A 14,014-nucleotide genomic window follows, 5' to 3' on the forward strand; every position below is an offset into this window, starting at 1 on the left:
CCGACGCACGATCTGAGGATTTCGCAGAGCGGGGAGTACGTCCGGTCCGCGTCGCCCCCTCCGCCAAATCTCGCGAATGACCGATTTCTGAGTCATCTGAGTCACTGAGTCACTCCTTCCCCGGTCTGGTCCTGCTTCACGACCCGCCACACCACGCCTCCGGCCCGCTTCTCACCCGGCCGGGACGTCAGTTTGCGGCCTCCGACGACCCGGTCTCGCAGCCGCTTGAACCTGCTGCCGACCTGGCGCGCGGCGGGGGGCTTGCCCGCCGGGCAGTTGGTTGCGGTTTCGATCGCGGTGCGCATGGCTACGCTCGCGGCATCGGCGGGCGGAGAACCGAGCGCGGGGTAGAGATCCGCCATCAGCGTCGCCAAGACCACGCCGTTGCCGAGCGGGTCGTATCTCTCCATCGCGTCGAGGAGGTCCGTCAGGATCTCCTTCTCGGCGTCGGCGGCGACTTCCAGGCCATCCCGCGTGGAGCACGGATCGGGAAGACCGACCCATATGACCGCGCCACGAACCACTCGAGACCAGTTCTCGAACGATCCAAGGGCGCGAAGATCCTCGGGAAGCGGACACCCCGCACGCACGAATGCCGCAAGGATCGTGACCACATCGACATAGAGCGACTGGCGGTGCTTTGCCACGTACGCGAGCAGGTCGCGATGGACGAAGTTCGCGCGGTCCTCGGGCCTCTCCAGTGGCGAATCCAGCCTGATGTGGATCACGCGTCTGGTTGTGTCCGCCTGAAGCGTGATGTTGTTGCCGGTGGCCCAGATTACCGTCGTCATCGGAAGGTTGACCTGCGTGTTCCCGCCGAGAATGCGATCTCTCCACCTCGGACTCGTCGCGGCCCGGTCGATGGCGTCGTTCCCGAAGACCCCAGCAAGATTGTCGAGAAGGACCATGGGCTCGGCGGCCATCACCATTGTCGTCAGCGCCTTCCGCATTTCGACGGGATCGTGGCTGTATGTGCTCACGGGCACGTCGTGCCCAAGGGCGATCCAGCCCGCGACCTGCACGAGCAAGGTCTTACCCGCGCCGCGGATGTTCGCATCGATGAGGAAGATGGGCGCGTTGCCGATGAATGCGTGGCGAGCGACCAAGGTCAGCAGCCCCGCCAGCCACGCCGCCCGGTGGGCGTCCGATGCAAACGGGAAGTCACGCACCAGGTCGAGGAGTCGCTCCATCGCCGCCGACGCATCATCAAGATTGGCCTCGTCCGGGATCACCGGGAACCCGACGTTCGGCTCGTACAGCACCTGAGTCTGGGCGTCGTATCCCGGCATCTGCACCACACTGCCGTCTGCACGGAGCACTGGCGCGGACGCAATGGCCGCAAGTGTTCGGATGCCCGGCCAGGTGCCGCGCGCGTGCACGCCCGTGACAAGCCACCCCGGCGGGTGAGCGGGAACGAAGTCTTGGGCCTTCTTGTCGAACTTGAGCAGCACGACATTGCGCGTGATCACCTCGCGGAGCGTCGGCGGTTCCAGCGGAACGATGACCGATCGCGACGACTTCCCCTCGGTGACATGGACCACCCGAACGAGCACGCCGCCGCGCTGGTAGACCTCCTGATCCGCCGCGAGCGATTCCACAACCTGGTCGATCACTCGGTACTCGTCGGGGCCGAGTTCAACCTCAGGAAGGGGCGTGCCAGAGGCACTGACGCGCGGCGGACTCTGCCCGAAGAACTCGGTCATACCATCGAGCGCAGTGCTGATCGTCCGCTCCCGGTAGTCCTCGCGATCCCACTTCTCACGCATCAGAGCCGACCCACGGAACAGCCGGTCGATCCGGTCCGGGTCCGGCCCGGCCCAGAAGGCCAGCATGGAGACGAGCGCCAGGTCCGCGGCGCTGTCGTCCCCGCCGTACTCGCTGATGTCGCCCGCGTCGTACAAGCGCGTGAACTTGCCGCCGTTGGCTGCATCGCGCGCCCTTTGGAGCAGTGCGTTGTCATCGCCGGAGAAGCCGCCACCGGAGTTCGTCGGCGGCGGCTCTGGCTTCGGAGGAAACATCGTCGCGTACAGGTCATCCAGTTCGACCTGTCGCTCGTTGATCACCGGGCTGACGTCGTCGAGACGCAGGCCCGTGATCACGAAGAACCGCTTCTTGGAGTAGACCTCGATCTCGTGACACCCGTGAACGTCCTTCTTGCGACACCGCTTGCCGGGTTTCTTGCCATAGCAGAGCATCTTCACACCCGAGCCGCTCGGAGATCGCTCCGCGTAGGTGTCGAACTCCTCGACCAGCACCCGTGCCTCGGGTGTCATGACCCCGTCGGCATCGATGCAGCCGTCGAGATCGACGCCGACAATCCCGATGTCCTCCCCGAGCGCAAACATCACGCCCGAGAGCGAGGGGTCTCTCGCGAGACTCGCGATCGCCTCATCGAAGGTGCCCCAGGTCGCCGGGTCTGTGCTCTTGGCGGCACCCCCCGTGTGTGGATCGATGGGGATCTTCTTGGGCTTGCCGCCTTCCCTGTTCGAAACTGCCTTCCAGCACGCCCATCGCGGCATCGTCTTCAACTCCGCCGGGATGCACTCGGCGACGACACGAGGATCAGGATGCTGGTCGCTGGTGGCGATCATCTCACAGTCCCTCCTGTTTGAGTGCCGCGTTGAGTTCGTCGTGACCTGTCGGTGCGGCAGGACCCGTCAGACCCGTGCAAGGGCTGGGGCTAGCAGGAGGCCGATCAAGGACGCCCTCCAAAGCCTGAACCGCCAGCGACTCACGGGTCTCAAAGTGCTTCTGGTCGGCGGCGGCAACGGCCTCGAAGAAGGCGTGGAGCCACTCCGCAGTGGTGTACACTGTCCGACCAACGCGGACGTGCTTGAGATAGACAGACGACCCATCGCGAGCCTTCAGGCCTTTCCGACACCACCGCCACGTCGCCGAGGCTGAAGGACGACCGGGAGCCAGGCGGGCGGCTTGCGAAAGGGAGATGTACGACGGTGCGGCGGACGGCTGAACGTCGCCGAGGTCGCCCAACCTTCGCGTTGCTTCGCCCGCAATCCCGTGATTTCGCTGGCTTCCGTTCACGCCAATATGTTCGCACGCCGTCGCGAGCGAAATGGCAGCTAACCGGCGCGCAATTTGCAACTAGATGTTGAAGCCGTTGTCCTTGAGCCGTTGACGACCCTTTTCCGTAGCGCACCACCCGCTTCGCTCCCCGAGCGGGCGTTCGACAAGCCCCTCGACCTCCAACTCCCGAAGACGACGCAGGAGCGCGTCGTACTTCGGCAAGCCCTTGGAGTTGGCGCGCAACGCAGGCTCGAAAGGGGAGAGCGAGGCCGCTACTTCGCATAGGACTGTCCAATGCACGTCCTTAAGAACGCGTTGCTTTGGAGCGCCATTCGACGATTTCGAGGTTCCCGAGACCTCGTCCTCCGTCGCACCGGTCCTTGGTGGGGCCGGCGATTCCGAACGATCGACCACCGCTGACGCGAGGATGGCCTGAATCGCGTCGTTCAGATCGTCCACCTTCGGAGTTTCACCGTCTGCAACACGGGCCAGCGCCGCGCGGGCAGCCGTCGCATTCTCGGGGAGCAATGCAATAACAGCGACGGCTTGGGACCTCAGCACCGAGACGACTTGTCTGATGGCCGCTGTTTCCATAACGGCATCCATGCCCGACTCGCCCAGCGTGGAGCCAGAAAGCACCCGCCTCACCACGTCCGCTCGTGCGATCCACGCGTCAGCCAACGACAGACCGGTTCTGGGCTGTTCGCGATCAACTGCGATCATGCGTACGGCACCCTCTGCAACGCCATCCTCGCCAATCACCGATGTATTGGCTTCAAGACCCCACATGGCGATACCGATGATTCCGTCGCGCCCGGGCGAGTAGTCCACGTCCTCAACAGGCCGCAGCGCGAAGTTGTCCCCTCGGATGACGAGGAGCACCCCCGGATAGACATCCGCGCCCGACGCGCGAAACATCGCGGCCCGGGCCATCACCTCTTCTGCTTCAGGATCCGTCGGGTGCTTCGACTCGGAGTAACGCACGGCCCGGGCAAGCACCGCCCTGCCCTTATCCGAGATACGGATCTCGCGCGGCGGGTTCCAGCAGTCGTATCCCTCGGGTCGAACCCAGTTCTCCCATGGGCCAGCCAAACTCGGTTTCTGAAGTGGTGAGAACCACGTTGATTGGCTGTAGGTGATGTTCGGAGCGTCCCCCGGGTACTTCGCATTGTTGTGCGCTGTCACGTACCTCCCCTCGATGACACCCTCAACATCGAGACAACGCAAGAGGTCAACATCGATCCACTCCGGCAGTTCATTCACAGGCCACACGTCACGCTCCGCCAGTGCCCTCAAAGCCCTCAGCTCTGTCGCGTCCATGCGCGTCCCCTTTCAGCAGAATCCGGCCGCATTCACAGGTTCGCGGCTCGGATTCTCCAACGTAGCGCCCGGTCAAGGGCCGGTCCAGATCAGGCAGGTCGTAGTGGGCTGAAGACGTGTCAAGCCGTCTGCCGCTGTTCACCCGTACGCCCTCGCCACCCGTGCCGCCGTCCCGAGGTCGCGCTCTGCGTAGATGGCGTCGGTGACCACCGCGCTCGCGTGCCCCAGGATCAGGCTCGCGGCCTCAAGCCCGTGCTCCTTCCGGATCCGCGTCGCGGCGGTGTGCCGCAATTGGTGCGGGTTCCAGCGGTGCTCACCCCGCCACCGCGCGGCCGCCGCCGCGCCCTCGTCACCGACCCGCTCGCGCCACGCCTCGGCGGTCTCGAATCTCTTCTTCCGCAGTTCCTTCGGCAAGGGGAACGCCGCGTCGCACGCACGCCAGATCGCCCTCCGGTAACTGCCCACGTCGTAGGCGTCACCCGGCGGCCGACGCGGAGCCCGCGACCGGTTGGTGCCCGGCCCATTCCCATATCCCTTGGGCGTCCTGCGGGCCTCGTGTGCCGCACGACGGCGTTCCTCTTCCGCCTCCCTGGGCGAGAAGAGCGGCGCGTCCACTGGGCGGCTGGACATGAACGGGCGCAGGATCTCCTGCGCCCGGGGCCCGAACAGGATCACTCGGGTGTGGCCCCTGTGCGCGTTCTTGTGGTCCTGCGGCTCGAAAACCCAGACCCCCTCTCCACCATCGCCCCCATCGGTCCGGATGTCGATCGCGCGGAGCCCGACCAACTCGCCGGGCCTCGCGCCGGTCAGCAACTGCAACTCGATCAGCGCGCGGACCTGCCGCGAGCAGTGGGGGAGTGTGGCGTCGATCAGGTCTTGGGTGACCGGCAGCACCTTCTTCCGATCGTCCGCCTCGCCCCGCCTGCGCTTCAGCGGGTCCACCATCTCCAGCGCCCTCGCCACGCTCTCGTGGACCATCTCCCTCGCCACCGCCCACCTGAAGAACGCCTGCACGATCCGAACCCGCTCGTTGGTCGTCCGACGCGACCACGGCTCACGCGGCGGGTCCGAGTCCGCGTCGCCGGAGCGCATCCGCTCCCTCAGGAGCCGCAACCGATTCGGCCCGTAGTCCTTCATCGCCGTCGAGCCGTCCATCTCCCGCAGCAGCCGGAGCGTCACCTTGATGGCGTTGGCCCGCTTGGAGCTGACCGTGTCCTTCACCTCGCGCCAGTGCAGGAGCAACGCGGCCGCGATGGTTCCTCGGGTGCCACCGCCGGTGGCGTTCAGCTCGGCCCGCCTCCGCTTCATCGCGTGGAAGGTCGGCACAAGTCCGCACTCCTCGAACGTCGGCAGGGTGCGCCCGCGCGACTCCCACGCCGCCAGGGTTCGGTAATACCGCTCGCGGCTCTCGGGCGAGCCCACCTCGCCCAGCCAGTAGTCACGCCGCGCGCCAGAGGTCTTGTCCGTCAGCGTGACGATCGCCTGCCCGTACTCTGGCCGCGCGCGGTACGCGGGCGTTTTGGATGAACCTCTTGATGTGGCTTTCGGCGCGCCGCTGCGAGGCCCGCGATCCCCAGCTCGCGTTGAACCTGCGACCTGCGCTTTGGGTGCGAGAGGGTCGCAGGTTCGCGCACGCAAACCGCCCTCTTTCGAGCCCTTTTCCAACTGCTTGTGGGTGGATTTCCGACGCTCTTTGCCGCTCATTCGGTGCACTCCAGCGCCAAGCGCGGTGTAACACCGCGCTGAAATGGCGTCCGGCTGCACCACTCGACATCGAGCGGGTATACGCAAACTGCGTATTCAGCGAGACTTACGGAAATCGGGGTGACAGGATTTGAACCTGCGACCTTCTCGTCCCGAACGAGACGCGCTACCAAGCTGCGCTACACCCCGGATGTGTGCCGCTGCGGCATTGGGCCGCATACGACATCTTGAACTTCGGGCGGATGATAGCCCTCCGCCAAGCAGAAAGTACGATGCCACTCGATCTTCACAGGTCTGATACCTGGGAGTCTCGGATGGGTGCTTGACACTCCTTGAGCATCCGGAGGGGCAGGAAGTGCGTCGCCATCGTCTGAACCGGTCGATCACTCGGTCTGGAAAGTCGGCTTCGTCGAGTAGACGTTGTCGAGGATCGTGGACGGATCGCCGTCGGCCCCTGCCGAATAGAAGTACGGGCGGTTGTTCGGGCAGAGTGCTCCATCGCTGTCGGCCAAGTTGATTCTGCCTGTTGGGTCGATATTTGTCCGCATGTTTCTTCGCAGACTGTTGAACGCAAATGATTCGCCTGTCTTTATCGGAGCGAGTTCCCTGATGTCTGTCTCGCTGATCCCGCCGCCTCTATCTCCGGGGTTCTTGCCGAAGTCGTATGGCCTAGGACTTTGCAGGATCACGCCATCAAAGGTGGGATGTACGTAACGCAACGGTCGTCCCCAACCGTCGAAGACGGTGGTGAGCGGCGGCTGACCCCACGCCGGGTAAGACCCAGTGGAATCGAGTTTGGGTGCGAACTGCTTGACAACGTTCGTCGCAAGACCGGAGATCGTGGCATTCACGGAAGAGACGTCCCTCATCTGGTAGATGTACCACCCGACAGAGTTCACCATCTCATCGTCGGGTGAGTCGCCAGAGCCGCGCAGGACATCCGAGACGGGCTGCCACCGAATCGAGCCAGATGTTGAATCAGGGTGCTCCACAAGCGGGTTCGGGATCTTGTCTCCCGTATCAGCGATGTACGATGTCAACGAGGTTTCGAGCGACCTCACGACGTTGCTTGTCAGCGTCTCTCTCCCTGATGACAGGACCTTGCTGCCAACGGCGAGCGAGATCGTGATCAGCAGCGAGATGACGGCGATGACAATCAGCAGTTCCAGAAGCGTGAAGCCGCCCCTGGAGGAACGATCGACGTGGGTCTGGGTATTGGCGAAGTTCATAGGCAGCCCTCGATCATGTGCGGAGTGACATCCTAAGGCGGCCCACCCGTCCACGGAGGGATACGCTTGACTCAACCTGTCGGATCCAGCGATCTGTAGGGTTGCGTTCATCCGTCGAGCCCCGGGCCGGTGATGCCGCCCGGACCCATGGCGGGGCCTCGCGCGGCCGGTGGCGCTGCTGTGGGGCCACGCGAGCCGCCCAATGGCGGCATGGCCGGCCCGCCCTTAGATTGCACAACATGCCCGAGCAGTGATGCCGCGCTGACCCTTGCCTTGAAGATGTAGTCGGAGACACGCTCTCGCACATCGCCGAGCATCGTATTGAACAGCGCGGAGCCGTCCCGCTTGTAAGCGATTCTGGGATCCTGCTGGCTGAACGCGCGGAAACCGATCGCGTCCCGCAATTGATCCATCGCGTAGAGATGGTCACGCCACGTTTGATCGAGAATGTCCAGCACGATCGTCCGCTCAAGGTTCACGAGCTCGGCTCGCTGTACGTTCTCGATGAGCGCACGCACTGCATCAGGACGTTCATCTGGCGTGAGGTATTTGAGGTTCTCGGGCAGGAATCCGCCGTACTTCGCCTTCAGATGCGCATCCAACTCTTCATCTGTCTTGAAGGCCATCGCCTCATCGATGTCCTTCTGGAGCTGATCACGCTCGACAAACGCCTTTGATTGCTCGAGGAGCATGTCTCTCACCTTCGGAGGCGGCGTGCTCTTCAGGGTGTCCGCGGTCCAATCGACGCCGAAGCGGCGTCGTGCCCAGGCCGCCAACGCCTCAAGTGCCTGAAGCGGGCCGCGCTGAGCCGCCATCATCGTGATCTCCATCCGGAACTCGACCGGGTAGGTGACCTCGCGCTCGCGGTACATCTCGGAGACGCGGGCCATGATCGCGTCGCGAGCGGAGGAGTTCTCAGATTCCTCCGCCTTCACGATCTCGTCGGCGGAGATCTCAAGGCCGAACTTATTCATCGCCCATGTTGCGAGCGTCTTCGCGCCGTAGTCCGGGGCGAAGAACGCATCGAGTCCGCTGAGATCGGTCTCCTCGATCTTCGCCTGAGCCGCGACCGAGAGGCGTTCCTGGATCGCGCGTCGGACCTCGGCCGTTGGCTCCTTGACCTCTTCCGGGGCGATCTCAACGCCGAAGCGGTTGCTGGCCCACCGGATAAGGCCGGCAGAGTCGAAGTCCATCTCGACGTCCGATCCCTCGGTGGGCATGTACTCGCCGAGCGTCACGGTGATCACCGTGTTCGCGTCCGCGACTGCTTCACGCCGGCACAGGATCTCGATCTCGTTCTTGTCCTTGCCGCGGAGACGATCAGGCGGGATCTCGCAACTGAGTTTCTGGCCGGCGAATGTCGCAGCGCACTGCGTAGCGTAGTGCTTGTCGAGATACTCATCGCAAGCGTCATCGACAACGCCTTCAAGATACTCAAAGATGAGGCCCTTGACGTCGCGTCCGTCGAGCACGCGCTGACGCAGCCCGTAGAACGTCTGACGCTGGTGCTCCATCACCTCGTCGTACTCAAGGATGTTCTTCCTGATCTGGAAGTTGCGTTCCTCGACCTTGCGCTGGGCTCGCTCGACGCTCTTGTTCAGCATCGGATGCTCGATGGCGTCGCCCTCGCGCATGCCCATGCGGGCCAGGATCCGCATCGTTGTCTCGCCGGCGAACATCTTCATCAGGTCGTCGTCGAGAGCGACATAGAAGCGGCTCGATCCCTTGTCGCCTTGGCGCCCGGAGCGACCACGCAGCTGGTTATCGATACGACGCGACTCGTGACGCTCGGTGCCGATCACGTGCAGGCCGCCCAGATCCTCGATGCTCGTGAACCAGCGGATGCGATGCAGCAGGAACCGCCCGCTGGTATCGAGTTCCTTCCGCAGGGACTCAGCATCCATCGACGCGGCCTGCTTCTCGCCGACCATCGTGTACTTCGTCGCCCAATGGCGTAGGAGTCGGAGTTCCAGCTCTTCATACGGCGTCTGCTCGGCGTCCTGCTTGCGCATCTCAAGATCGGTCTGCGCGACCTTTCTGTAGATACCCTCGCGGAGCTGCTCGTCCGAGGACTCAATCGTAACAGTTCTCGGGCAGATGCCGCGCTTCAGCCAATGCTCCAGCTGCGCCTCGCGCGTGAGCGTGCCGAGTTTGATGTCCGTGCCGCGTCCGGCCATGTTCGTTGCGATCATGACCTGCCCGAGTTGGCCGGCGTTCTCGACGATGTGTGCTTCGCGTTCGTGCTGCTTGGCGTTCAGGACGTCGTGCTTGACGCCGTGACGCCGCGTCAGCATCTGTGAGAGCGTTTCGCTCTTCTCGACGCTCGTGGTGCCGACCAGGATCGGTCGGCCAACGTCGTTGAACGCCTTGATCTCATCGACGATCGCGTTCCATTTGTCCTTGCCGGTGAGGTAGACCGTGTCGTTGAAGTCTCGGCGGACGACCGATCTGTTCGTGGGGATCGCGACCACGTCGAGCTTGTAGATGTCGTGGAACTCTTGTGCCTCGGTATCGGCCGTGCCCGTCATGCCGGCGAGCCGCTTGTACATCTTGAAGAAGTTCTGGATCGTGATCGTTGCGACCGTCTGTGTCTCCTGCTTGATCGGCACCTTCTCTTTGCACTCGATCGCCTGGTGGAGGCCGTCGGACCACTGGCGCCCGATCATCGGCCGCCCGGTGTTCACGTCGACGATCACGATGCTCGGCTCTGGGCGTCCGGTCTGCGCGTTCTGGACATCCATCACGATGTAGTCCCGATCGCGGTAATAGACCGCGTGAGCCCTCAGCGATTGCTCAAGGAGGTGGGGGACATCCATGTTCTCACCGACGTAGAAAGAGCCGATGTTCGCGACACGCTGCGCCTCCGCGACGCCATCGTGTGTCACGTGGCAGCTCTTTCTCTCGAGGTGGAGCTCGTAGTACTGGGTGTGCCGATCGCGGGCCTGCTCCACACCCGGCAGCTCTTCCTTTGCCGCAGCGAGCTGCTTCTGAAGCTCGGGGATCTGGCCCTTGTCCCGTACCTGCCGTATATCGCCCTCGATACCCTTGATCTTGCGTTTGCACGCCTGAACGATTTCGTCCGCCTCATTCCACGGACGCTGCTTCTCTACGAGGTGACGCGCCAGGCGGTCGGCCAGCTCATACCGAGGAAGATCCTCGTGTGCCGGTCCCGAGATGATCAGCGGCGTTCGTGCCTCGTCAATCAGGATCGAGTCCACCTCGTCAACGATGGCGAACTGCCGCTTTCTCTGGACCTGCTGCTCCGTCGAACGCTTCATGTTGTCGCGGAGATAATCGAAGCCGAACTCGGCTGTGGTGCCGTAGACAACATCGCACCGATACATGAGCCGCTTCAGATCCTCCGGCTGCATGTGCATCGGGTGGATCGCCCCGACATTCAGACCGAGCCAGTGGAAGAAGGGGAACGTCCAGTCGCGGTCGCGCTGCACGAGATAGTCGTTGACGGTCACGACGTGGATCTTCATCCGCTCGATCGCCGCCAGATAGCACGCCAGCGGCCCGACGATCGTCTTGCCCTCGCCCGTCTTCATCTCGGCGATCTTGCCCCCGGAAAGGACCATGGCGCCGATCAACTGCACATCGAACGGCCGGCTTCTGAACGGCGGGCGGCTCTCGGGGATCAGCTCTCTGACGGCGTCGTAGAGCTTCGGGGGAATCTCGACCTGCATCCAACCCGGCACGGGCGAAGAGTGGCCGAGAAAGCGGTCCTCCGTCTCGCGAGCAGTGCCCTCCGGCAGGGCTCCGACATAGGTCCGCGGGTAGATGATCGGCGTGGCCTCCATCGCCGCGCGGGTCTCGTCGTACATGGCGCGGGCGTCGGAGTTCAGCCGTGAGGCATCGAACTGGCGATCAGGGTTGAAGATCGATCGGATGCCGACGGAGCGGTCCATCACTTCTCTTGCGATGGCGAAAGCGTCAACAAGGAAATCCTCTGACGTCTGCCCCTTATCGTGACGCTCGCGGAACTCCAGGAGCTTGGTACGCAACTGGCCATCGGTCAGCAGGCGCGTCTCGGCTTCGAGCGCGTTGATCGAGGCGACCCGCGTCGTGTACTTCTTCACGAAACGGTCGTTCCGCGAACCGATGATCCTGTTCAGCAACGGTCCAACAACTGGGATGCCCTGTGTCGCCATGGCTCTACCTTCTTCTTGCTGCCGACGAACTCGCGAGGGTTCGCCGGTTCTGTTCGGCTGTAAGACCGATTGTTCAATCGAACACGATGCGGCTGGCGCGTTTCCGATACTCCGGAACGGCCTCACGCACGTCAATCTGGTATGGAAGTGAATGTGTAAAGGCGCGGCCCACGAAGGATGCGCGAGCGATCAGGCCGCGGGAGGGGGCTGCGGCAGACGCCCACTCAGGAGCGTCTCGCTTCGCATGAGGCCGATCGGTGCCGCAGGAGTCTCGATGGCTGCAACAGAGTCGCAGAGGAGGAAAGAGGCCGCCGACTGGTTCTTCGTGATGGCCTGATCCGAGCCAGATCCCTTCAGCAGCTCACGCACAGCACGAGCGAGAGCTTCATGGATCTGCCTGGCCGAAGCACGCTCTTGCCCGCATTCTCGACCAGACGCGTACAGAGCACGCTCAACACCGGGGAGAACCGCCCAGGCGAACGAGCTCGGAGCGAACCCTGTGGTGATCGCCACCGCGATCAATACGGCAAGGCCGCTCCAGCGCTGGCGGGTGGGATCGGGCGACTTACTGTCTGGGCGAGTGCTCATTGAGCTATGGAGAAGTATCGGCCGGTTCTACCACCCGAGCAAGCACCTTCCGAAAGCAATTCTTGACAAACAAGGGGCCGAAGACTCCAGAACCTTCACAGTCCCTTCACCAACCCGGCCAGCGAGCGTATTCTGGTCCCATCCTCTCTCGGAGTCCGATATTCGGTACCGCCCCGCTGAGCACGATGCTCCGCGTGGCCACTCTGAGAGGCGGCGGAGCCCCTCGGCGTGAGCAACGAACAGTCCCATGATCAGACCCCCGGCAAGGACGTACCGATGGTCGCGACTCGCCAGTCCCTTCCTGCAACCCGGGATTCTTTGACCCACAAGTTCAGCATCGATCGTCACGAGGGCTACCTCACGATCGGGCTGTACCCCGACGGAACTCCCGGCGAGATTTTCATCAAGATCGCCAAGGAGGGCTCCGCGATGTCGGGCATGTGCCAGGCATTCTGCCGCGCCTTCTCGATCGCTCTCCAATACGGCCTCACAGTCAACGACGCGGTCTCACGCTTCAAAGGGATGCGATTCGAGCCGATGGGCCCGACAAGCAACCCCGACATCCCCGAGGCCCTCTCGATTGTGGACTACGTCGCCCGCTACATGGAACTGCACTACGGCGACACGATCGTCCGGCGGTAGGGCTCGCTGTAGGGCTCGATTGCTGGCCTAGGTTCAGCGATGCTCTACGCCCCTGGCTCGCGTACTGGTCAAAGTTGCCGTTCCTCTCGTGCCCCCCTAACCTCACGTTCCCCACGCGGACGTGGCGGAATTGGCAGACGCGCTAGGTTCAGGTCCTAGTGGGATTAATACCCCGTGGAGGTTCGACTCCTCTCGTCCGCATTGTGAACACCGGGCGGCTCTCAAGGCCGCCCGGTTCTGTTTTTCAACCCCCTCTCCATCGTCCGCTCTCTCGACCGACGCAGTACCATGCACCTTCATGGCACTGATCCTGCTCGGGATTGATGAGGCCGGTTACGGACCCCTGCTGGGGCCACTATCCGTCGGCGCGGCCGCACTCCGGGCAGGCAACTGGTCGGATGGAGACCCCGCTCCTGATTTCTGGAAACTCCTCTCCACCGCTGTGTGCAAAGAACCCCGCGAGGCCAAGGGCGCAAACCCGCGCATCCCAGTCGCCGACTCGAAGAAACTCAAGCTCGCCAACTCCGTGACTACCCGTCACCCTCTGGTGCATCTTGAACGCGCCGTCCTCTCCTTCATGCGATTCGCAGAAGGGGCCGCTCCCGATCTCCCCGCCGATGATGCGGCCCTGTTTGACAAACTCGGCGTCGAGCTTGAGCGGCGTCCGTGGTACCAAGAGGTGAAGCCCACGCCGGTCCCAGTCGGCTCGTCCGCACAGTCGATTGCCATCGGTTCGAACTCGCTCGGCGCGGCGTTGGAAAACGCGTCTGTTGACTGCCTCGGACTCTGGTGCCGCACCATCGGCGAGACCCGCTTCAACGCCATCGTCGGCGAGACCGGATCCAAGGCCGAGGCCACCGTGCTGGCGATCGGTGAGTATCTCCGCATGGCCTTCGAGAAGTGGGGGAGTGGCAAGCAGGGCGAGCTACGCATCGTCTGCGACCGCCAGGGCGGACGCACCGACTATGCCCCCATGCTCGCCCGCGAGTGCCGCTCGCGCTCAGATGGCGCCACGCGTTGGACCGCTTCCGTGAAAGTGCTCGAAGAGTCCGACCGCTGCTGCCGCTACGAAGTCAATGATCGCACCCGGCGCATGATCGTCACGTTTATGCCCGAAGCCGAGTCTGCCCATATGTCCGTCGCACTCGCCTCGATGGTCGCCAAGCTCGTGCGCGAACTCGCCATGGCCCGATTCAATCGCTACTGGTGCCGCCGCGCCACCGAGTTCGCCAGCATCGATCTGAAACCCACGGCCGGTTATCGCCAGGATGCCGCACGCTGGCTCGAAGACGCGAGAGAACTTCTCACACCCGATGACCGCCGCGCCCTCATTCGCAACGCATGACACGCACA

The 14,014-nt window shown here is 63.5% G+C and carries 9 protein-coding genes and 2 tRNA genes; 3 read left to right on the forward strand and 8 right to left on the reverse strand.

Annotation, left to right across the window (positions count from 1 at the left end):
- Window positions 1-101: 101 nt before the first annotated feature.
- The 8 genes from KF838_03865 to KF838_03900 form a co-directional block, all read right to left on the reverse strand.
- Window positions 102-2,591 carry a hypothetical protein gene (locus KF838_03865; GenBank protein QYK48992.1) on the reverse strand — a complete coding sequence of 830 codons (2,490 nt, stop codon included), beginning with the start codon at window positions 2,589-2,591 and terminating at the stop codon, window positions 102-104.
- 1 nt (window position 2,592) lies between these two features.
- A complete protein-coding gene (locus KF838_03870) occupies window positions 2,593-2,811 on the reverse strand; it encodes a hypothetical protein (GenBank protein ID QYK48993.1) in 219 nt (72 codons plus the stop codon).
- A gap of 291 nt (window positions 2,812-3,102) precedes the next feature.
- Window positions 3,103-4,344, reverse strand: a complete 1,242-nt coding sequence (locus KF838_03875; protein QYK48994.1) for a hypothetical protein — start codon at window positions 4,342-4,344, stop codon at window positions 3,103-3,105.
- Between the two features lie 138 nt (window positions 4,345-4,482).
- Window positions 4,483-6,048 (reverse strand): site-specific integrase, encoded by a 1,566-nt coding sequence (locus KF838_03880; protein QYK48995.1) that lies wholly within the window; start codon window positions 6,046-6,048, stop codon window positions 4,483-4,485.
- Window positions 6,049-6,163: 115 nt separating this feature from the next.
- Window positions 6,164-6,237, reverse strand: a tRNA-Pro gene (locus KF838_03885).
- A 194-nt stretch (window positions 6,238-6,431) separates the two neighbouring features.
- Window positions 6,432-7,277, reverse strand: a complete 846-nt coding sequence (locus KF838_03890) for a prepilin-type N-terminal cleavage/methylation domain-containing protein (GenBank protein ID QYK48996.1) — start codon at window positions 7,275-7,277, stop codon at window positions 6,432-6,434.
- A 107-nt stretch (window positions 7,278-7,384) separates the two neighbouring features.
- Entirely contained in the window at window positions 7,385-11,431 is a 4,047-nt protein-coding gene (gene secA / locus KF838_03895; GenBank protein QYK48997.1) for a preprotein translocase subunit SecA, read from the reverse strand.
- 189 nt (window positions 11,432-11,620) lie between these two features.
- Entirely contained in the window at window positions 11,621-12,019 is a 399-nt protein-coding gene (locus tag KF838_03900) for a hypothetical protein (GenBank protein ID QYK48998.1), read from the reverse strand.
- Between the two features lie 228 nt (window positions 12,020-12,247).
- On the opposite strand from KF838_03900, the gene KF838_03905 reads away from it, so the two are divergent.
- The 3 genes from KF838_03905 to KF838_03915 all read left to right on the forward strand — a co-directional run bounded on the left by KF838_03905 (window position 12,248) and on the right by KF838_03915 (window position 14,006).
- Window positions 12,248-12,661: a hypothetical protein gene (locus KF838_03905; protein QYK48999.1), complete on the forward strand. Its 414-nt coding sequence runs from the start codon at window positions 12,248-12,250 to the stop codon at window positions 12,659-12,661.
- Window positions 12,662-12,776: 115 nt separating this feature from the next.
- Window positions 12,777-12,862, forward strand: a tRNA-Leu gene (locus tag KF838_03910).
- Window positions 12,863-12,959: 97 nt separating this feature from the next.
- Window positions 12,960-14,006, forward strand: coding sequence for a hypothetical protein (locus KF838_03915; protein QYK49000.1), 1,047 nt, complete (start codon window positions 12,960-12,962; stop codon window positions 14,004-14,006).
- Window positions 14,007-14,014: the final 8 nt, after the last annotated feature.

The sequence above is a fragment of the Phycisphaeraceae bacterium genome, assembly GCA_019454185.1.
GTDB lineage: Bacteria > Planctomycetota > Phycisphaerae > Phycisphaerales > UBA1924 > JAHBWV01.